This window comes from Pseudaquabacterium pictum (assembly GCF_005403045.1).
Classification (GTDB): domain Bacteria; phylum Pseudomonadota; class Gammaproteobacteria; order Burkholderiales; family Burkholderiaceae_C; genus Pseudaquabacterium; species Pseudaquabacterium pictum.
Genome location: NZ_BJCL01000002.1, coordinates 88,057 through 106,623 on the forward strand (window position 1 = coordinate 88,057; position 18,567 = coordinate 106,623).

At 72.9% G+C, this 18,567-nt stretch carries 21 protein-coding genes; 3 read left to right on the forward strand and 18 right to left on the reverse strand.

The window, feature by feature from the left end:
• Positions 1-4 precede the first annotated feature (4 nt).
• The 3 genes from FFT10_RS04430 to FFT10_RS04440 are packed head-to-tail and all read right to left on the reverse strand — an operon-like array spanning position 5 to position 2,108.
• A complete protein-coding gene (locus tag FFT10_RS04430; protein ID WP_137731577.1) occupies positions 5-247 on the reverse strand; it encodes a hypothetical protein in 243 nt (80 codons plus the stop codon).
• A gap of 14 nt (positions 248-261) precedes the next feature.
• Positions 262-1,467, reverse strand: a complete 1,206-nt coding sequence (locus tag FFT10_RS04435; protein ID WP_162520689.1) for an OmpA family protein — start codon at positions 1,465-1,467, stop codon at positions 262-264.
• A 38-nt stretch (positions 1,468-1,505) separates the two neighbouring features.
• The gene (locus FFT10_RS04440; protein WP_162520690.1) at positions 1,506-2,108 is read right to left on the reverse strand and encodes a sterol desaturase family protein; all 603 of its coding nucleotides are present in this window, start codon (positions 2,106-2,108) and stop codon (positions 1,506-1,508) included.
• Between the two features lie 232 nt (positions 2,109-2,340).
• Between FFT10_RS04440 and FFT10_RS04445 the strand changes: the two genes are divergently transcribed.
• Both FFT10_RS04445 and FFT10_RS04450 read left to right on the forward strand, forming a co-directional pair.
• A complete protein-coding gene (locus FFT10_RS04445; protein WP_137731580.1) occupies positions 2,341-3,060 on the forward strand; it encodes a Crp/Fnr family transcriptional regulator in 720 nt (239 codons plus the stop codon).
• 116 nt (positions 3,061-3,176) lie between these two features.
• Positions 3,177-3,869, forward strand: coding sequence for a Crp/Fnr family transcriptional regulator (locus tag FFT10_RS04450; protein ID WP_137731581.1), 693 nt, complete (start codon positions 3,177-3,179; stop codon positions 3,867-3,869).
• A 90-nt stretch (positions 3,870-3,959) separates the two neighbouring features.
• Here FFT10_RS04450 and FFT10_RS04455 read toward each other — a convergent pair whose 3' ends face one another.
• The 7 genes from FFT10_RS04455 to FFT10_RS04485 form a co-directional block, all read right to left on the reverse strand.
• Positions 3,960-4,301: a hypothetical protein gene (locus FFT10_RS04455; RefSeq protein ID WP_137731582.1), complete on the reverse strand. Its 342-nt coding sequence runs from the start codon at positions 4,299-4,301 to the stop codon at positions 3,960-3,962.
• Between the two features lie 44 nt (positions 4,302-4,345).
• On the reverse strand, positions 4,346-4,510 hold the full coding sequence (locus FFT10_RS04460; protein WP_137731583.1) for a DUF1328 domain-containing protein: 165 nt from the start codon (positions 4,508-4,510) through the stop codon (positions 4,346-4,348).
• Positions 4,511-4,649: 139 nt separating this feature from the next.
• Entirely contained in the window at positions 4,650-5,447 is a 798-nt protein-coding gene (locus tag FFT10_RS04465) for a sensor histidine kinase (protein WP_137731584.1), read from the reverse strand.
• Entirely contained in the window at positions 5,444-5,809 is a 366-nt protein-coding gene (locus tag FFT10_RS04470; RefSeq protein ID WP_162520691.1) for a BON domain-containing protein, read from the reverse strand. Before FFT10_RS04470 ends, FFT10_RS04465 begins: the two co-directional genes overlap by 4 nt.
• 111 nt (positions 5,810-5,920) lie before the next feature.
• Positions 5,921-6,523 (reverse strand): pyridoxamine 5'-phosphate oxidase family protein, encoded by a 603-nt coding sequence (locus FFT10_RS04475; protein ID WP_137732052.1) that lies wholly within the window; start codon positions 6,521-6,523, stop codon positions 5,921-5,923.
• Positions 6,524-6,606: 83 nt separating this feature from the next.
• Positions 6,607-7,329, reverse strand: coding sequence for a VIT1/CCC1 transporter family protein (locus FFT10_RS04480; protein WP_137731586.1), 723 nt, complete (start codon positions 7,327-7,329; stop codon positions 6,607-6,609).
• A 5-nt stretch (positions 7,330-7,334) separates the two neighbouring features.
• Complete coding sequence (locus tag FFT10_RS04485) at positions 7,335-7,994, reverse strand: BON domain-containing protein (protein WP_137731587.1); 660 nt, start codon at positions 7,992-7,994, stop codon at positions 7,335-7,337.
• A gap of 128 nt (positions 7,995-8,122) precedes the next feature.
• On the opposite strand from FFT10_RS04485, the gene FFT10_RS04490 reads away from it, so the two are divergent.
• Positions 8,123-10,942, forward strand: coding sequence for a cation-translocating P-type ATPase (locus FFT10_RS04490; RefSeq protein ID WP_137731588.1), 2,820 nt, complete (start codon positions 8,123-8,125; stop codon positions 10,940-10,942).
• Here the strand turns inward: FFT10_RS04490 and FFT10_RS04495 are convergent.
• The 8 genes from FFT10_RS04495 to rbfA all read right to left on the reverse strand — a co-directional run bounded on the left by FFT10_RS04495 (position 10,939) and on the right by rbfA (position 18,508).
• Complete coding sequence (locus FFT10_RS04495; protein WP_137731589.1) at positions 10,939-11,820, reverse strand: alpha/beta fold hydrolase; 882 nt, start codon at positions 11,818-11,820, stop codon at positions 10,939-10,941. The genes FFT10_RS04490 and FFT10_RS04495 overlap by 4 nt on opposite strands.
• Positions 11,817-13,508 (reverse strand): wax ester/triacylglycerol synthase family O-acyltransferase, encoded by a 1,692-nt coding sequence (locus tag FFT10_RS04500; protein WP_162520692.1) that lies wholly within the window; start codon positions 13,506-13,508, stop codon positions 11,817-11,819. Before FFT10_RS04500 ends, FFT10_RS04495 begins: the two co-directional genes overlap by 4 nt.
• 70 nt (positions 13,509-13,578) lie before the next feature.
• Positions 13,579-13,899: a hypothetical protein gene (locus FFT10_RS04505; RefSeq protein WP_137731591.1), complete on the reverse strand. Its 321-nt coding sequence runs from the start codon at positions 13,897-13,899 to the stop codon at positions 13,579-13,581.
• Positions 13,872-14,405: a VOC family protein gene (locus tag FFT10_RS04510; protein ID WP_137731592.1), complete on the reverse strand. Its 534-nt coding sequence runs from the start codon at positions 14,403-14,405 to the stop codon at positions 13,872-13,874. The genes FFT10_RS04505 and FFT10_RS04510 overlap by 28 nt, the downstream gene beginning before the upstream one ends.
• The gene (locus FFT10_RS04515) at positions 14,402-15,319 is read right to left on the reverse strand and encodes a DMT family transporter (RefSeq protein WP_137731593.1); all 918 of its coding nucleotides are present in this window, start codon (positions 15,317-15,319) and stop codon (positions 14,402-14,404) included. Before FFT10_RS04515 ends, FFT10_RS04510 begins: the two co-directional genes overlap by 4 nt.
• Positions 15,316-17,145, reverse strand: coding sequence for a translational GTPase TypA (typA, locus tag FFT10_RS04520; RefSeq protein ID WP_137731594.1), 1,830 nt, complete (start codon positions 17,143-17,145; stop codon positions 15,316-15,318). Before typA ends, FFT10_RS04515 begins: the two co-directional genes overlap by 4 nt.
• Before the next feature lie 18 nt (positions 17,146-17,163).
• Complete coding sequence (truB, locus tag FFT10_RS04525) at positions 17,164-18,138, reverse strand: tRNA pseudouridine(55) synthase TruB (protein WP_137731595.1); 975 nt, start codon at positions 18,136-18,138, stop codon at positions 17,164-17,166.
• A 4-nt stretch (positions 18,139-18,142) separates the two neighbouring features.
• Positions 18,143-18,508, reverse strand: coding sequence for a 30S ribosome-binding factor RbfA (rbfA, locus tag FFT10_RS04530; RefSeq protein ID WP_137731596.1), 366 nt, complete (start codon positions 18,506-18,508; stop codon positions 18,143-18,145).
• Between the last annotated feature and the right edge of the window lie 59 nt (positions 18,509-18,567).

The following is an 18,567-nucleotide window of genomic DNA, read 5'->3' on the forward strand; positions in this document are numbered from 1 at the left end:
CGGCCTAGAACAGCACCAGCACCAGCGCAGCGGCCGCGGCCAGCAGGGCCAGCGTGGTGATGAAGCGCGGCGCCACGAAGCCGTGCAGGCCCTCGGCGCCGCGGCCCAGGGCGCGCAGCCGGCGGTGGCCGGCCTGGCAATGCTGCAGGTGCTGGTCCAGGGCGCAGAGCTCGCCGGGCGCGGTGTCGGTGCTGTCGCCGAAGGCGGCGGTGCTCCAGTGCAGGCCGTTGTGCGGTGGGGTGGTCATGGCGTGCCCCCGCGTCAACGGCTGCCGGCCACGTCGATCACCACGCGGCGGTCGGGCTGCAGGCAGGCGATCAGCGCGCTGCTCTGGCGCTGGCCGGGGCAGGTGGCGGCATCGGTGACCGGCATGGTCTCGCCCTTGCCCACCGCCTGCAGCTTGGCCGGATCGAGCTTGCCATGCGTCACCAGATAGGCCTTCACCGCCTCGGCGCGCTGCAGCGACAAGGCCTGGTTGTAGGCGCTGCTGCCCAGCCGGTCGGTGTGGCCCTCGATCTGGATGCTGCTGTAGCTGGCGCCCGCCAGCTCGGCGCTGAAGCTGTCCAGCGCGGTCTGGCCGGCCGGCTGCACCTGCGCAGCGTCGAAGCCGAACAGCGACTCGGTGCTGAGGCTGATGCGCCGCGGCACGGCCGGCGGCGGCACCACCACCGCCACCACCGGCGCGGGCGCCGGCATGGCGGCGGGCATCGGCGCCGGCGGGGGCATGGGCGCAGCGGCCATCGGCATGGGCATCGGCATCGGTGCCGCGGTGCGGCGCATGGTGGCCGGGGCACCGCCGAACGGGAAGACCAGGCTGACCGAGAACAGGTTGACATGGCCATGCCCGCCCACCGCGTCGCTGTTGCGGTAGCGCTCGGCCTCGCCGCGCAGCAGCACCGACGGGCTGAAGGCGTACTGCAGGCCCACGCCCAGCTTCAGGTTGGCACTGCGATCGCTGGGGGTGGGGTTGGTCACCACCACCGCGCCGCTGCCGCTGAACTGGTCACGGGTGCGGGCATAGGCCACGCCGGCGCGCAGCAGGGCCGACAGGTTGCCGCTGACCGGCACCGTGCCCACCAGGTCCAGGTTCACGCCCTGCGAGCGCAGCTGGCCGTTGAGCTGGCCGGCCGGCACCGTGGTGGTGGTGAAGCGCTGCTTGCCCAGGTGGAAGTAGCCCAGTTCCATGCCCAGCCAGGGGGTCATCTGGTAGCCGCCGAACACCTTGTAGCCGACATCGCGGTTGTCGGTGGTGACGGTCTGGCTGCTGAAGCCGCCCGCCACCGGCGCGACCACGCCGTCGCCGATGCGCAGTGCGTCCAGCCCGCCGCGGGTCTGGCCGACGCCCAGGCCGACGTAGTAGGCGCCAGGGTCCTGCGCGCTGACCGGGCTGGCCAGCATGCCGCCCAGCAGGGCCAGCGGCAGCAGGCGGTGCAGCGGCGGGCGCTGGGGTGTGGAGGTGTGGCGCATGGCGATCCTTCGGGTGCTCGGTGGGCAGGCGGCGGGGCTCAGGGCCCGGCCGCCGGCAAGGTGCCGGTTGTAGGGCGGCGGCATCCGGGTGTCGGTACGGTGGCGAACACGTGGTCCCACAGGCCGGTGCTGACGCCATAGCCGCCGGGCGCGGGCGCATGGTGGTGCAGCGCATGCCAGCGGCGCCGCGCCCGCATCCAGGCGCCACCACCGCCGTGGTGGGCGCCGTGGTGCACCACGCCATAGGCCAGGTAGCCCAGCACCAGCCCCAGGGTCAGCGCCTGGGCATGGGCCGCGCCCAGCAGCCACCAGGCCGGCACGAACACCAGCCCGCCGATCAGCGTGCTGCTCAGCAGCGTGGGACCGCAGATCAGCGCCCGCGGCCGCTGGTGGTGCAGCACATGCCAGGCCTTGAACGGTGGCAGGCCGTGCAGCACGAAACGGTGCAGCAGGTACTCCGCCAGGGTCCAGGCCGCGGCACCGGCGGCCGCCAGGGCCAGGGCGGGGCCCAGGCCGGTGGCCACCGGGGTGGCAGGCATCCCGGCCCCCACCGCCACCGCCAGCCCCAGGGCCAGCGCGGCATGCCAGGCGAAGTCGGCCCAGTAGACCGTGGGACTGTGTTCCAGCGAGAGCAGACCCATGCGCATCCTGTCGGCCGGCGCATCCGGCCCGGGCCGGGCCGGCCCCGCAGGCCGTGGCCCAAGCTAACCGCCGCGCCCGGGTCGGTCGGTGCGGTGCCGCACAGTCGGCGCACCGTCGCATGCCTATGATCCGGCCACCCTCCGGTGCTGGCACCGGTGAACGCCGCATGCGCGCCAGCACGCCGCGCCATGCCCCCGCGCTGCCCTGCAGCGCCCCACCGGAGGCCCGCCCATGACACCCAAGACCGAACCGAAGGACAACCAGCTGCTGGCCGCCCTGCCCCCCACCGAATGGGAGCGCTGGCTGCCGCAGCTGGAGCGGGTGACCATGCCGCTGGGCCAGGTGGTCTATGAGTCCGGCCGGTCACTTAGCCATGTGGTGTTTCCCACCACCGCCATCGTGTCGCTGCTGTACGTGATGGAAAACGGCGCCTCGGCCGAGATCGCGGTGGTGGGGCATGAGGGCGTGGTCGGCATCTCGCTGTTCATGGGCGGTGAATCCACCCCCAGCCGCGGCGTGGTGCAGAGCGCCGGCGAGGGCTTCCGCCTGCGCGCCGCCGCCATCAAGGACGAGTTCAACCGCTCCCATCCGGTGATGCACCTGCTGCTGCGCTACACCCAGGCGCTGATCACCCAGATGGCGCAGACGGCGGTGTGCAACCGCCACCACAGCCTGGACCAGCAGCTGTGCCGCTGGCTGCTGCTGAGCCTGGACCGCCTGCCCGGCAACGAGCTGGTGATGACGCAGGAGCTGATCGCCAACATGCTGGGCGTGCGCCGCGAGGGCGTGACCGAGGCGGCGCTGAAGCTGCAGAAGCTGGGCCTGATCCGCTATGCCCGTGGCCACATCACCGTGCTCGACCGGCCCGGCCTGGCCGAGCGCACCTGCGAGTGCTATGCCGTGGTCAAGAAGGAATACGAGCGGCTGCTGCCGGAGCGCCAGGCCATGTGAGCGACCGGGCGCCGCCTGTGTTCGACAGGGCACAGACCGGCGCCACCGTGCTGCCCAGACTGTCCGGCTTGCATGCCACGGGCCCCACCCGTGGCGGCCCACCTGCGGAGCACCCCTTGGCCCCTGACCAGAACCACCTGCTTGAACTGCTGCCGGCCGCCGACCTCGAGCGCCTGCTGGGGCGCTGCGAGAGCGTGCAGCTGCACCTGGGCGATGTGCTTTGCGAAGCCGGCGTGCCGCTGCCCTTTGCCTACTTCCCGGTCGATGGCTTCATCTCCCTGCTCACCCGCATCGAGGACCACCCCAGCCTGGAGGTGGGCATGGTCGGGCGGGAGGGCCTGTTCGGCGCTGCGCTGGTGCTGGGGGTGGCGGTGTCGCCGCTGCAGGCCCTGGTGCAGGGCGCCGGCCAGGCCTGGCGCCTGCCCGCGGCTGCGCTGGTGCGCGAGTTGGCGCGCAGCGCCGCCCTGCGGCAGACGCTGCACCGCTATGTGTACGTGGTGATGGCGCAAATGGCCTCGTCGGCCGCCTGCCTGCGCTTCCACCTGATCGGCCCGCGCCTGGCGCGCTGGCTGCTGATGAGCGCCGACCGGGCGCATGCCAGCCAGTTCCAGGTGACGCATGAGTTCCTGGCCTGCATGCTGGGCGTGCGCCGGGTGGGCGTGACAGTCGCGGCAGGCGAACTGCAGCGCCTCGGCCTGATCGCCTACCACCGCGGCCGGGTCACGGTGCTCGACCGTGCCGGCCTGGAGCAGGCCGCCTGCCCCTGCTATGCCCGGCAGCACCTGGCTTACCAGGCGCTGCTGGCATGAAGCACCTGGCGGACCAGGCGCTGCGGGCATGAAGCACCTGGCGGACCAGGCGCTGCGGGCCTGAGGCAGGTCAGCGGTCCTGCGCCGCGCTCAGCGGTGCGAGCGGCCGGCCAGGCTCAACAGCGCCATCACCGCGGCACCGGCCGCCGCTGCGAACAGCATCGACTTGACCGGCTCGTCGTGGATGTAGCCCACGGTGCGCTCGCCGGCGCGGCGGGCGCTGATGCGCAGGTCGCGGGTGCCGTCGCGCAGGGCGTCCAGGCCGCGCTGGCTCAGGTGGCCGGCATCGGCCTGCAGTTGACGGGCCGACTGCGACAGACCCTCCAGCGCCTGGTGGGCGGCTTCGGTGCCGGCCTGGATGGCGGCGTCGCTGCGCTGGGTGGCGCGGTCGATCATGTTGGCGGCGGACGCGGGCGTGTTCAGTTCGGTCATGGTGTTGCCTTTCAGGGTGTGGAGGATGGAAGCGAGGGGCTGGTTCATGGCCGGCGCACCAGGCCGAACAGGAAGCTCAGCACGGCCAGGACCACGAACACGAAGAACAGGATCTTGGCGATGCCCACCGCGCTGGTGGCAATGCCACCGAAGCCGAAGACGGCGGCGATCAGGGCGATGACGAGAAAGACGACGGCGTAGTGCAGCATGGTGGGTCTCCAGGGTGGGCAGCCGGTGGCTGCATCGGTGCCTCCAGTGTGGGCGGACCCGGGTCCGCGCTGTAGCGGCAGCCTGCCCGCGCAGGCGTAGGACGGCGCCGACACCGCGCCCGCCCAATCGGCCATGGCCCTAGCAAGATAGCTGCGCGGCCGGCAGACGCACCTCGATGCGCGTGCCCCGCCCGGGCGCGCTGGCCAGGTGCAGGCTGCCATGCTCGGCCTGCACCCGGTAGCGCATGCCCACCAGGCCGCAGGCGCTGCGCGGCAGCAGGCCGGGGTCGAAGCCCACACCGTCGTCGCGCACCTCCAGCCGCACCTGGCCGCCGGCCTGGTGCAGGGCCAGCCACACCTGGCTGGCATGGGCGTACTTGCTGATGTTGGTGATCGACTCCTGCACCAGGCGGAACACCATCAGCTCGGCCGTGGGCGGCAGCTGCACCGGCTGCAGGCTGCAGTGCACCGGGATGTCGGCGGCCTGCGAAAACTCGGCCGCCAGGTTCTCCAGCGTCGGCACCAGGCCCAGTTGGTGCAGCGATGAGGGATGCAGGTTCTCGCTGATGCTGCGCTTGAGCGCGATCACGCTGTCGAGCGAGGCCACCAGGTGGGCCAGGCGCTCCAGCGCCTCCGGCGCCTGGCCGGCCAGGCGGCTGCGGATGCGGGCGGCGTCCAGCTTGGCGGCGGTGAGCAGTGCGCCCAGCTCGTCGTGCAGGTCGCGCGCCAGGCGGGCGCGCTCGTCCTCGCGGGCGGTCTGCAGGTGCTGGGTCAGGGCCACCAGTTCGCCGGTGCGCAGCGCCACCTCGGCCTCCAGCGTCCGCTGCTCGGCCTGCGAGCGGCGCTGCCGGGCCACCAGGACCAGCGACACCACCGCCAGCACCGCAGCCGTTGCCAGCACCAGCGGGCGTGGCGCCCGGGCCGAGCGGCGGGTCACGATGGCTTCAGCACCAGCCCGTCCTTGACGCTGCGCACGCCGGCGGTGGCACGGGTGAGGGCCAGGGCATGGTCGATCTGCACCTGGGTGTCCAGGGTGCCGTTCAGGCTGACCTCGCCGGCGCTGGTGGACACGGTGATCGCGAAGGCCTTGGTCTGGGCATCGCCGTCCAGCAGGCTGCGCACCGCGGCGGTGACTTCGCCGTCGCTGACCGTCGACGGCTGCACAGCGGCCACCGGCTCGGGTGCCGACTTGCTGCAGGCGCCCAGCAACGCGGCGAACGCCAGCACCACCAGCGCCGTGGCAACGCCGGCCCGCGGCGCGGAATGGAAGGCGGGGCGGGCGATCAGGGCAGGCGGCACGGCAGTCCTCGTTGGGTGGCGCGCCGGCGTCACGGCGCAATGCCCCCACGATGCGCGACCAGCGTGCCGGTGTCGGTGCGCCAGCGCACCGCGACCGCGCCCTGCCTGCGGCTACAAGTCGGCCGCGTAGCGGCGCACCATCTGCTCCTGCGATTCGGGAGCCACCTGCAGGCCGGTCTGGTCGGCGATCATCTGGCCGATGGTGGGCAGCACGCTGCGCTCGACCCGGGCCGCCGGGTCCCACAGCCGGCTGCGCATGAAGGCCTTGGCACAGTGCAGGTAGGCGGCCTGCACGGTCACCCGCAGCACCAGCTTGGGCGCGCGCCTGCCGTCGTCGCAGGCGGCGATGTCGGCGGGGTCGGTGGACAGCACGGCGCGGCCGTTGACGCGCAGCGTCTCGTCAACGCCGGGCACCATGAACAGCAGCCCCACCTGCCCGGTGGCCAGGATGTTCTGCAGCGAGTCCAGCCGGTTGTTGCCCGGTGCGTCGGGCAGCAGCAAGGTGTGGTCATCGGGCACCTGGACGAAGCCGGGGGCGCCGCCGCGCGGCGAGGCATCGAGCTGGTGGTCGGCGCTGCCGGTGGACAGCACCAGGAACGGCGACAACGCGATGAAGCGCCGGCAATGCACGTCCAGCGCCGGAATCTCCTTGCGCACGGCGCGCTCCATCGGCTGGGCATAAAGCTGGCGCAGTTCGGCGTCGGTGTGCAGCAGGTGGGGCATGGCGGGCGCCGGCGCGGCCGGCCTGTGGTGGCGACGGCCCCGATGCTGCCACGCCGCGCCGTCATGCGGCGTGGTCAACCAGCGCCGAACTGCCGGCCCACCACGGTGGTCAACGCCATCGCCAGCGCACCCCAGAAGCTGACCCGCCACACGCCCGGCCACAGCGCTGCGCCGCCGGCCCAGGCCGACAGGGCACCCAGCCCGGCCAGCGCCAGCAGCGCGGTGGCGGCCAGCCAGACCATCAGGCTGGTGCGGTTGCCCGCGGCCAAGGTCACCAGCAGCGGCAGCGCCGCGCCCACCGAGAAGGCCGCCGCCGAGGCCCAGGCCGCCTGCAGCGGCTGCGCCGCCTGCGTGCTGCTGATGCCCAGCTCGTCACGGGCATGGGCGGCCAGCGCATCGGTGGCCGTCAGCTGCCCGGCCACCTGCAGCGCGAGTGCCGGCTGCAGGCCGCGGGCCTGGTAGAGCGCCGCCAGTTCCTGCAGCTCGCTGGCAGGGCTGCGCTGCAGCTCGGCACGCTCGCGGCCCAGGTCGGCCTGCTCGGTGTCGGCCTGGGCATGCACCGACACGTATTCACCGGCGGCCATCGACATGGCGCCCGCCACCAGGCCAGCCACGCCGGTCAGCAGCACGCTGTGGCTGTCGGCGTTGGCGGCGGCCACGCCCAGCACCAGGCTGGCGGTGGACACGATGCCGTCATTGGCGCCCAGCACCGCCGCCCGCAGCCAGCCCACGCGCTGGGTGTGGTGGTGCTCGGGGGCCTGCGCGTCGGCCGCGGGCGCGGCAGGCAGGCGGGCCATGCGGCTCAGCCGATCAGCTGCAGGCGGTCGTGCACCGCGCGCACACCGGGCGTGCCCCAGGCCGCATGGTGGGCCAGGGCCCGCTCGGCCGGCGTGCGGATCTGGCCGCAGAGGGTGACGCCGCTGCCCTCCACCAGCACCCGCAGCGGGCCGCTGGCGATGCGGCGACGCAGCGCCGCCTCGATCGGCCGGCTGTCCGGCGGCGGCGGTGCCGACAGCGGCGGGCCGGGCAACACCCGCATCGCATCGGTCAGGCCCTGCACGCCGGGCAGCAGGCGCATCGCATCCAGGATCACCGGCTTCTGCCAGGGCCAGGCCACCTGGCCGCCCAGCGTGATGCAGCCGCGCAACACCGCCACCTGCACCGTGGGCACCGGCGGCCCCACCAGCCAGGCCAGCACGTTGCGGGCATCGTGGGCGATGTCGCTGTCGGCACGCGGGCCGCTGGCCGGCGGGCGCACCGTCAGCGCCAGCGCCAGCTGCTGCACGCCGGCCACGCGGCGGGCGGCGCGCTCGGCGATCCAGCGCTCGGCCGGATTCGGCAACTCGCCGCTGAGGGTGACCACGCCGGCGCGGGCCTGCACCCGGATCGGCCCGGCCTGCAAGGCCGGCTCCCACTCCAGCTCGTCGGTGACGTCCTGGGCCAGCTGCGCATCGGTCTTCATGGCGGGGTCTCGGTGCAGAAAGGTGGAGGTGCGCACAGGCTGCCGGCCCGCCGCGCGGCCGTCTGTGCGCTGGAGAACACCGCCCCCACCGCACAGACCAGGCGCCGCGGCCGGGCTACAAGCCCAGCGTGCCCGTCCAGCCCGCCACCTTCCCCGCCGACGACCACAGCCTGCAGGAGGCCGCCGATGTCGCCCGCCGGCAGGGCTGTGACACCAGCCAGGGCCTGGGCACCACCGAGGCGGCCCGCCGCTTGGCTGCCGACGGCCCCAACCAGCTCCACCGGGCGGCGCCGCCCGCACCCTGGCGCAGGCTGCTGGCGCCGCTGGCGGAGCCGCTGTCGCTGCTGCTGGCCGGTGCGGCGGCGCTGTCGCTGGGCGTGTGGTGGCTGCAAGGCGCGGCGGGGGCGCCGATCGACAGCGTGGTGATCACTGCCGTGCTGCTGCTGAACACCGGCATCGGGGCCTGGCAGCAGGCGCGCGCCGACCAGGCGGTGACTGCCCTGGCCCGGCTGAGTGCGGCCCAGGCGAGCGTGCGCCGCGGTGGCCAGCTGCTGCGGGTGCCGGCGGCCAGCCTGGTGCGCGGCGACCTGCTGGTGCTGGCCGAAGGCGATGCCGTGGCCGCCGATGCCCGCCTGCTGCGCGCCAGCAGCCTGGGCCTGCTGGAGGCTGCGCTCACCGGCGAGAGCACGGTGGTGGCCAAGCGCAGCGCCACGCTGCCCGCCGCCCAGGCCCTGGCCGACCGCAGCAACATGGTGTGGCAGGGCACGGCGGTGGTCCAGGGCCATGGCCTGGCGGTGGTCACCGCCACCGGCATGGGCACCGCGATGGGCGCCATCGCCCGGCTGCTGGCCGAGACCACGCCGCCGCCCACACCGCTGCAGGTGGAAGTGGCGCGGCTGGGCCGCTGGCTGGGCTGGGCGGCCTTGGCGGTGGCCGCGGTGGTGGTGGCCGCCGTGGCGGCGGTGGCGCCACCGGCCGGTCTGGCCGACGCGCTGCCGCTGCTGCTGCTGGGCGTGTCGCTGGCGGTGGCGGCGGTGCCCGAGGGGCTGGCCGCCATCGTCACCGTGCTGCTGGCGCTGGGCGTGCAGCGCATGGCCGGCCACCGGGCGGTGGTCAGGCAGCTGGCGGCGGTGGAGACGCTGGGCTGCGCCTCGGTCATCGCCACCGACAAGACCGGCACCCTGACCCGCGGCGAGATGACCCTGCTGCGCCTGGCCACCGCCAGCGGCGCGGCCCGCTGCAGCGGCACCGGCTATGGCCCCGGCGGCCAGGTGCTGCTGCCCGACGCGCACGACCAGCCGCTGCCCACCGGCGTGCTGACCGACGAGGTGACGGCCCTGCTGGGCTGCGCGGTGCTGGCCTGCAATGCCAGCGTGCACCGCAGCGCCGCCGGCACCTGGCTGGCCCAGGGCGACCCCACCGAGGCCGCCCTGGTGGTGGCCGATGCCAAGCTGGGCGCGCGCCGCTGGCCGGCGCAGCGCCACAGCCGCTTCGGCGAGCTGGCCTTCAGCGCCGAGCGCCAGCGCATGGCCACCCTGGTGCACGACCACCAGCGCGCCGATGCCGCCATGCTGGTGTGCAAGGGTGCGCCGGCGGTGGTGCTGGCGCGCTGCAGCCACCGCTGGGTGGGCGCCGCGCTGCAGCCGCTGGACGACGCCATCCGCGACCAGCTGCTGGCCGAGGCGGCCACGCTGTCGGGCCAGGCCCTGCGCACCCTGGCGGTGGCCACGCGCGACCTGACGGCCGCCGAAGCCGCCGCCCCGCCCACCGACGCGCTGGAGCAGGGCCTGGCCTGGCGCGGCCTGCTGGGCCTGATGGACCCGCCGCGGCCCGAGGCCGCCGCCGCCATCGCCCAGGCGCAGCAGGCCGGCATCCGGGTGGTGATGATCACCGGCGACCACCCGGCCACGGCGCTGCGCATCGCCACCGACCTGGGCCTGGTGCCGCCGGGCGCGGCCGCCCTCACCGGCCCGCAGATCGGCGCGATGGACGATGCCGCGCTGGCCGCCGCCAGCGCCGGCACCGGCGTCTATGCCCGCGTGGCGCCGGCGCAGAAGCTGCGCCTGGTGCAGGCCCTGCAGGCCGGCGGCGCGGTGGTGGCGATGACCGGCGATGGCGTCAACGACGCGCCGGCCCTGCGCGCGGCCGACATCGGCGTGGCCATGGGCCTGGCCGGCACCGAAGTCAGCCGCCAGGCGGCGCGCATGGTGCTGGCCGACGACAACCTGGCCACCCTGGTGCACGCGGTGCGCGAGGGCCGCGGCGTGTTCGACAACCTGCGCAAGACGCTGCACTACCTGCTGTCGTCGAACCTGGGCGAGGTGCTGGTGGTGCTGGGCGGCGTGCTGGGGGCCGGCCTGCTGGGCCTGGGCGCACCCGGTGGCGCCCTGGTGCTGCCGCTGCTGGCCACGCAGGTGCTGTGGATCAACCTGATCACCGACAGCGGCCCGGCCCTGGCCCTGGGCGTGGAGCCGGTGGACCCGGCCGTGATGCAGCGCCCGCCGCGCCCGCGCCAGGCCCGGTTGCTGGATGCGCCGCTGGCCTGGGCGGTGCTGCGCGGTGGCGGGCTGATGGCCGCACTGACCCTGCTGGCGCTGGACGCCTGCCTGCCCGGCGGGCTGATCGCCGGCAGCGGCAGCATCGACCTGGCCCGCACCGCCGCCTTCACCACCCTGGTGCTGAGCCAGCTGTTCAACGCCCTGGCCTGCCGCAGCGCCACGGCCAGCGCGCTGCAGGCCGGCTTCAGCCACAACCGCTGGCTGTGGGCGTCACTGGCGCTGGGGGTGCTGCTGCAGGTGGCGGTGGTGCACCTGCCCTGGCTGAACCAGGCCTTCGGCACGGTGCCGATGGCGCCGGCGCAGTGGGCGCTGTGCGGGGCCTTGGCCAGCGGCACGCTGTGGGGGAGCGAGCTGCGGAAGTGGTGGGGCCGGCGCCGACCCCAGGGCTAGGCGCGCCCGGCGGCGGTGGCAATGCCGTCGGCGATGCGCGGCAGCAGCGGCAGCGGCAGGTCGTGGCCCATGCCGGGCACCAGGTCCAGCGTGGCGCCGGGGATCAGGCTGGCCAGGTGCTGGCCGGCGGCCGGTGGCACCAGCGGGTCGTCGGCGCCATGGATCACCCGGGTCGGGTGGCGGATCTGCCGCAGCAGCGGCGTGCGGTCGCCATCGGCCACGATGGCCAGCAGCTGGCGCGCCGTGCCGGCAGGCCGGTAGGCGCGGCGCACAGAGGCTTCCAGCCGCTCGCGCAGGCGGGCCGGCTCGGGCCGGTAGCCGGGGCTGCCGATGGTGTGCACCAGGCCTTCCATGTGGGCCACCACATCGGCCACCGCGGTGCTGCGCGGCCGGGCCAGCAGCGCCTGGCGCACCCGCAGGCTGGGCTGGGGCAGATGGCGGGCGCCGCTGGTGGTCATGATCAGCGTCAGGCTCTTCACCTGCTGCGGGTGGCGCAGGGCCATCTGCTGGGCGATCATGCCGCCCATCGACGCGCCGCAGACATGCGCGGCGGGGATGCCCAGCGCGGTCAGCACGCCGGCGGCATCGTCGGCCATGTCGCGCAGGGTGTAGGGCGAGGGCACCGGCAGGCGCAGGGTGTAGCGCAGCATCGCGCCCACCATGCGCGGCATGCCCAGGTGGTCGTGCCCCTGGCTGAGGCCGATGTCGCGGTTGTCGAAGCGGATGACGCGGAAGCCGCGCGCCACCAGCTCGGCCACCAGTTCTTCCGGCCAGGCCACCAGCTGCATGCCCAGGCCCATGATCAGCAGCACCGGCTCGCCGCCGGCGGGGCCCTGCACATCCACCTCGATCTGCAGGCCGTTCGCTTGGAGTTTCATGCCTTGATGGTACGGGGGCGCTTTCCTGCGGCCTTGGCCAGGGCCTTGCGGGCAGCCGGCGCGGGCTTGGCAGCCGGCTTCACCGCGCCACTGACGGCGCCCTGCACCGCCCGCTTGACCACGCTGCCCACCATCCCACCGACCAGGCTGCCCACCTTGCCGCCCATGCTGCTGAGGCCGCCCTGCACCCGCTTGCCGGCCTGGGCCGCCACCGCCAGGCCGGTGTCGGCCAGCGTGGGCGGGGCGTTCAGCTCGTCATCGAGCAGGCACAGGTCGTCGAAGGCCACGCGCAGCGCATCGGCCAGGGTGCGCACATCGGGCATGGCGGCGGCGTCGGCCATCAGGCCGAAATCCATCTGCTGGTCGTAGCTCTGCACCGTGATGTTCAGGGCCATGCCGTGCACCACGATGCTGGTGGGGAAGTTGGCCGTCATCCGCGCGCCCGCCATGAACAGCGGCACCGGTGGCCCGGGCACGTTGCTGATCACCAGGTTGGCCACCTGGGGGATGCGGTCGGCCACCTTCGCCTTGCCGTACAGCGCGGTCAGCGCCTCCATCAGCCAGGGCACGCCGATCGACGGGAAGTCGGTCGGCAGCACGCTCTTCAGGCCGCCCACCGTGGCCTTCATCGCGCTGGTGGCCTGCTTGATGTGGGCCAGGCGCTTGCGCAGGTCGGCCACCTGGGTGCCCAGGCTGACCAGGCTCATCGAGGCCTGGTTGTCCGAGCTGGTGTCGCCCTTGGCGCGCAGCGAGATCGGCACCGCCGCCACCAGGCTCTTGCGCGGCACGCCGCCGTGCTGACCCAGCCAGCGCCGCAGTGCGGTGCTGCACAGCAGCAGCACGATGTCGTTGAGCGTGGCCTCGTGGGTGCGGGCGCTGGCCTTCAGCCGGTCCAGCGGCAGGCTGATGGCGGCGAAGGCGCGGCCCGGGCCGACGCTCTGGTTCAGCACGGTGCGCGGCGCCAGCGTCAGGTTCGACGGCGTGGCCTGGTCACCGGCCAGCAGCTGGGTGCGCTGCAGCGCCGCGCCGGCCGCCCCGGCCAGCGCCTTGGCGGTACCGGGCAGCTGCTTGACGATCTGCGCCACCTGGCTCGCCTCGTTGGCAATCGCGCCGCGCAGCATTTCCTGCCAGCCGAGCTGGAACACCTTGCTGCGGCTGCTCGGCCGGATCGCGAGATCCCGCCCGGCGGCCTGCAGATCGAGGATGACCTGGGCCAGCGCCACCGCCGCCTGGCCATCCACCGCCGCATGGTGGAACTGGGTGTACAGGCCGACGCGGCGGCTGCCGTCAGGCGCATTGGCCAGGCCTTCGAGCACATGCATCTTCCACAGCGGCCGTTTGCGGTCGAGCAGCACCGGATGCAGCTGCGAGACGGCCTCTTCCAGCGCCGCCTGACCGTCGCCCAGCTTCGCCGACGGCGGCAGCTTGATCTCGACGATGTGCTGCTTCAGGTCGGGCTCGGCATCCACCCAGGCCGGGTTGGCCAGGTTCAGCGGCATCCACCACAGCCGGCGGCGCAGCACCGGCGCGGCCGGCAGCCGGCTGGCGATGTGGGCACGCAGCCGGGTGACGAACTTGCCGGTCTGGCCGGGCGGGATCTCGAAGACATGCAGGGCGCCGACATGCATCGGCATCTCGGGCGTCTCGAGGTGGAGGAAGGTGGCGTCCAGGCCGGAGAGCTGCTTCATGGTGCGGGCCATGCTAGCCCTGCGGCCGGGCGGCCGCGCCCCGGGGTTTCACCCGGCGGCGGGCGCTGGCTCAGCCGGTCAGCCGCACCAGCGTGCGCTGCCACAGCGGCATGCTGTGCCAGACCGCGAGCGCCTGGCGGGCGAACCAGCGGCCGCTGTCGGTGATGCGGTAATAGTCGACGCCCTGGAAGCCCGACGGGTTGTCGTAGCGGGCGATCAAACCGAAATGCAGCAGCGTGTGGAACGACCAGCGCAGCGGCGCGCCGTTGAGCTGGCAACCCCAGGAGGCATCGCTCACCCGCACCAGCACATGGCCGCGCAGCAGCTGGCCCAGGGCATCGACGAATTCGGCACGGTCGGCGATCAGCGGGCTGGTGTCGGGTCGGCGCATGGCGGGCGGCTCGGCGGGCTGGGATGGCCCCAGTATCCCGAGCGCGCCGGGCGCCAAACCCCGCAGGAGTGCCGGCAACGGGCGGCAATTCCGCCCGCGTGGCGTAAACCCGCCAGCCGGCGCTGGATCAGGTCCCAGCGGTTGCCGCAGAGGTCTTCGAACACCGCCACCGTGCCGTAGGCCTCGTGGCGTGGTGCCTCGGCAAAGCGCACGCCGTGGGCCAGCATGTGGGCATGCTGGGCGGCGAAGTCGTCGGTCTCGAGAAACAGCCCGACGCGGCCGCCGAACTGCTCACCCACCTGGGCGCGCTGGCGTTCAGTGACTGCCCGTGCCAGCAGCAGCGCGCCGCCCTGCCCGCCCGGCGGCGCCACCACCACCCAGCGCTTGCCGCCACCCTGGTCGGTGTCCTCCACCAGCCGGAAGCGCAGCGCGCGGGTGAAGAAATCGATGGCGTCGTCGTGGTCGGCCACCAGCAGCGCGAACAGCGCGAGGCGGCTGCTGGTCACGCCGGTTGCCCCAGCGCGGTGCTGCCGCGCCGTTCGCGCAGCGCCAGCCACTCGTTGAAGAGCAGCGCCCCCACCACCAGCGCGCCGCCGGCCAGCGCATTGGCGCCTGGCGCCTCGCCCGCGCCCACCCAGGCCAGCAGCACGCCGAACACCACCTCCAGCAGGGCCAGCAGCGAGATCTCGGGCGCCGGCAGCACGCGGGTGAGCGCCACCGCCAGCAGGCACGGGATGGCCAGCTGGAACACGCCCAGGCCGGCCAGCAGCGCCAGGTCATGCCCGGTGGCGGCGAACGGCAGCGCCATCGGCAGCGTGACCGCCGCCGACAGCGTGGCGCCGATCAGCACCGCGGGCAGCATGTCGGGCGCTTTCACCGACGGGTCGGCGGCATGCCGCTGGTGAAGATGCTGCAGCAGCACCCAGTTGGTGGCACCGGCGATCGGCACGCCCAGCGCCACCAGGGCGCCTGTCATCGACGCGCCCGGCGCCAGGGCCTGCTGGCCGAACATCCAGGCGATGCCCGCACCGGCCACGCCGATGGCCGCCCAGGTGCGCACCGGCAGCGCATGGCGCAGGAAGACGCGGGCGAACAGCGCGGTCAGCAGCGGCGCGATCGACATCGTGATCAGCACCGTGGCCACGGTGGTCAGGGTGATGGCCAGCATGAAGTTGGTGTACATCACCATCCAGCACAGGCCCGACACCCACAGCGCCGCACCGCCGTGGCGGATGTCGGCCCACAGCCGCGGCCCGCGCAGCCACAGCAGCGCCACCACCAGCGCCAGGGCGTTGAAGCCGCTGCGCCAGAAGGTCACCTCCCAGCTCTGCGCACTTTCCAGGTGCCGCGTGACCACCCCCGCCGTGCTCCACATCAGGGTGACGAGGAGCATCAGCGACACGGCCCTGCCGTGGGTCATGCTGCTTCGCGCGAGGCCCGCTTGCGCTCGTGCTCGGACAGGTGGCGCTTGCGCACCCGCACCGACTTGGGCGTGATCTCGACCAGCTCGTCGTCCTCGATGAACTCGACGCCGTACTCCAGCGTCAGCTCGATCGGCGGCGTGATCTTGATCGCGTCTTCCTTGCCGCTGACGCGGAAGTTGGTCAGCTGCTTCGTGCGGGTGGCGTTGACCACCAGGTCGTTCTCGCGGTTGTGGATGCCGACGATCATGCCCTCGTAGACCGGATCATTGGCCTTGACGAACATGCGGCCGCGGTCATCCAGCTTGCCCAGCGCATAGGTGAAGATCTCGCCGGCGTCCATGCTGATCAGCACGCCGTTCTTGCGGCCGGCGATCTCGCCCTTGTGCGGCTCGTAGCCGTCGAAGATGTTGCTGATCAGGCCCGAGCCACGCGTGAGGTTCAGGAACTCGTTGGTGAAGCCGATCAGGCCCCGTGCCGGGATGCGGTACTCCAGGCGCACGCGGCCGCGGCCGTCCGGCTCCATGTTCACCAGCTCGCCCTTGCGCTCGCCCAGGGCCTGCATCACGCCGCCCTGGTGGGTTTCCTCCACGTCGGCGGTCACCAGCTCGATGGGTTCATGCTTCTCGCCGTCGATGGTGCGGAACACCACGCGCGGCTTGCTCACCGCCAGCTCGTAGCCCTCGCGGCGCATGTTCTCCAGCAGGATGGTCAGGTGCAGTTCACCGCGGCCCATCACCTCGAAGATACCGTCTTCATCGGTCTCCGACACCCGCAGCGCCACGTTGCTCTGCAGTTCCTTCTGCAGCCGGTCCCAGATCTGGCGGCTGGTGACGTACTTGCCTTCGCGGCCGGCCAGCGGGCTGGTGTTGACGCAGAAGTTCATCGTCAGCGTCGGCTCGTCGACCTTCAGCATCGGCAGCGGCGCCGGGTTGGCCGGGTCGGTCACCGTCACGCCGATGCCGATGTCCTCGATGCCGTTGATCAGCACGATCTCGCCGGGGCCGGCTTCGGTCACCTGCACGCGGTCCAGGCCCTGGAAGGTCAGCACCTGGTTGATGCGCCCGCTGATGGTCTTGCCGTCCGGGCCTTCCATCACGGCCACGTTCATGCCGGGCTTGATGGTGCCGTTGCTGATGCGGCCCACGCCGATGCGGCCGACGAAGGTGGAGTAGTCCAGCGCCGAGATCTGCAGCTGCAGCGGCGCGGCCGGGTCGCCCTTCTGGGCCGGCACATGCTTGAGGATGGTGTTGAACAGGGCCGACATGTCGGGGCCCCACTGCTCACCGGGCGCACCCTCTTCCAGGCTGGACCAGCCGTTGATGCCCGAGGCATAGACCACCGGGAAGTCCAGCTGCTCGTCGTTGGCGCCGAGCTTGTCGAACAGATCGAAGGCGGCGTTGATCACCGCATCGGGCTTGGCGCCGGGCTTGTCGACCTTGTTCACCACCACGATCGGCTTCAGGCCCAGGGCCAGCGCCTTCTTGGTGACGAAGCGGGTCTGCGGCATCGGGCCTTCCTGGGCGTCGATCAGCAGCAGCACGCCGTCGACCATCGACAGCGCCCGCTCCACCTCGCCACCGAAGTCGGCGTGGCCGGGGGTGTCGACGATGTTGATGTGGGTGCCTTCCCAGCTGACGGCGCAGTTCTTGGCCAGGATGGTGATGCCGCGCTCGCGCTCGATGGCATTGCTGTCCATCACGGTGTCGACCACCTTCTCGTGTTCGGCGAAGGTGCCGCTCTGGCGCAGCAGCTGGTCGACCATCGTGGTCTTGCCGTGGTCGACGTGCGCAATGATGGCGATGTTGCGGATTTGCAGGGTCATGGTGGTTCTCTGGAAGATTCAGGCGGCTGCTTGCAGCGGCTCGGGTGCAGGGTGTTGGAGGGGGCTCAACAGCGACTGCACCTCGGCGGGGCTGAGCAGGCGGTCGGGGATCAGTTCCCCGGCCGTGATGTGGGCGCTTCCGAGGAAGGCGCGGGGCTGCGGCCCGTAGACACGCAGCGCGGGGGCATCGGGCTGCAGCAGGCGCCGCCGCAGGCCGGTGAGGAAGCGGCCGGCCTCGTCGGCATCCAGCACGACCTGGGGCCAGTCGGCCAGCAAGGCATCCACCGGCTGCAGCAGGGCCAGGCGGGCGGCTTCGTCCATGGCTTCCAGGTCGGCCAGCGTCACCGTGCCGGCCAGCGTCAGCGGGCCGCTGGCGGTGCGGCGCAGGGCGCTCAAGTGGGCGCCGCAGCCCAGCGCCTCGCCGATGTCCTCGGCCAGGGTGCGGATGTAGGTGCCCTTGCTGCAACGCACGTCGATCACCAGCTCGGCATCCTGCCAGCCGACGATGTCGATGGCGTGAATCTGCACCTGGCGCGGCGTGCGCTCCACCACGGTGCCGGCGCGGGCGTATTCATACAGCGCCTTGCCGTCCTTCTTCAGTGCCGAATGCATCGGCGGCAGCTGGGCGATGGCGCCGGTGAAGCGGGCCACCGCGGCCTGCAGCTGGGCCGCATCGACGGCCACCGGCCGCTCCTCGGTCACCGTGCCTTCGCGGTCGCCGGTGGTGGTGCGCTGGCCCAGGCGCAGCGTGGCGCGGTAGGCCTTGTCGGCATCCAGGCTGATCTGGCTGAACTTCGTGGCCGCACCAAAGCACAGCGGCAGCAGGCCGGTGGCCAGCGGATCGAGCGTGCCGGTGTGGCCGGCCTTCTCGGCGCGCAGCAGCCATTTCGCCTTCTGCAGCGCGTCGTTGCTCGACCAGCCCAGCGGCTTGTCGAGCAACAACACGCCGTGCACCGGGCGACGGCTGATCTTCTGGCGCGCAGGCTGGGCCACGGTGTCAGTCGTCCTTGGCGCGCGTGGCGTTGGCGGTGCGGATCAGCGCGCTCAGCTCGGCCGCACGCTCGGTGGTGCGGTCGAACTGGAAGTGCAGCGTCGGCACGGTGTGGATCTGCAGGCGCTTGAACAGGCCGTTGCGCAGGAAGCCGGCGGCCTCGTTGAGCCCGGCCTCGCACTCGGCGGTGTCGCCCAGCAGCAGCGAGAAGTACACCTTGGCATGGGCGTAGTCGGGCGTCACCTCCACGCTGTTGATGGTGACCATGCCGATGCGCGGGTCCTTCAGGTCGCGGATGAGCTCGGCCAGATCCCGCTGGATCTGGTCGCTCACCCGCAGACTGCGGTTGGGGATGGCACGTTTGTGGCGCATGGTGGGTTCCTGGGGGTGTCCATCAGCACAAACCCCGCCGACTTTGCAGTGGGCGGGGT

Excerpts from the sequence above, each read along its gene's own strand:
- FFT10_RS04485 (WP_137731587.1), bottom strand. The coding sequence starts at position 7,994 with ATGAAGACCGATGCGCAGCTGGCCCAGGACGTCACCGACGAGCTGGAG.
- FFT10_RS04455 (WP_137731582.1), bottom strand. The coding sequence starts at position 4,301 with ATGACCGAACTGAACACGCCCGCGTCCGCCGCCAACATGATCGACCGC.
- FFT10_RS04435 (WP_162520689.1), bottom strand. The coding sequence starts at position 1,467 with ATGCGCCACACCTCCACACCCCAGCGCCCGCCGCTGCACCGCCTGCTG.
- FFT10_RS04480 (WP_137731586.1), bottom strand. The coding sequence starts at position 7,329 with ATGGCCCGCCTGCCTGCCGCGCCCGCGGCCGACGCGCAGGCCCCCGAG.
- typA (WP_137731594.1), bottom strand. The coding sequence starts at position 17,145 with ATGACCCTGCAAATCCGCAACATCGCCATCATTGCGCACGTCGACCAC.
- rbfA (WP_137731596.1), bottom strand. The coding sequence starts at position 18,508 with ATGCGCCACAAACGTGCCATCCCCAACCGCAGTCTGCGGGTGAGCGAC.
- FFT10_RS04515 (WP_137731593.1), bottom strand. The coding sequence starts at position 15,319 with ATGACCCACGGCAGGGCCGTGTCGCTGATGCTCCTCGTCACCCTGATG.
- FFT10_RS04505 (WP_137731591.1), bottom strand. The coding sequence starts at position 13,899 with ATGCGCCGACCCGACACCAGCCCGCTGATCGCCGACCGTGCCGAATTC.
- FFT10_RS04445 (WP_137731580.1), top strand. The coding sequence starts at position 2,341 with ATGACACCCAAGACCGAACCGAAGGACAACCAGCTGCTGGCCGCCCTG.
- FFT10_RS04430 (WP_137731577.1), bottom strand. The coding sequence starts at position 247 with ATGACCACCCCACCGCACAACGGCCTGCACTGGAGCACCGCCGCCTTC.
- FFT10_RS04440 (WP_162520690.1), bottom strand. The coding sequence starts at position 2,108 with ATGGGTCTGCTCTCGCTGGAACACAGTCCCACGGTCTACTGGGCCGAC.
- FFT10_RS04460 (WP_137731583.1), bottom strand. The coding sequence starts at position 4,510 with ATGCTGCACTACGCCGTCGTCTTTCTCGTCATCGCCCTGATCGCCGCC.
- FFT10_RS04500 (WP_162520692.1), bottom strand. The coding sequence starts at position 13,508 with ATGAAGCAGCTCTCCGGCCTGGACGCCACCTTCCTCCACCTCGAGACG.
- FFT10_RS04495 (WP_137731589.1), bottom strand. The coding sequence starts at position 11,820 with ATGAAACTCCAAGCGAACGGCCTGCAGATCGAGGTGGATGTGCAGGGC.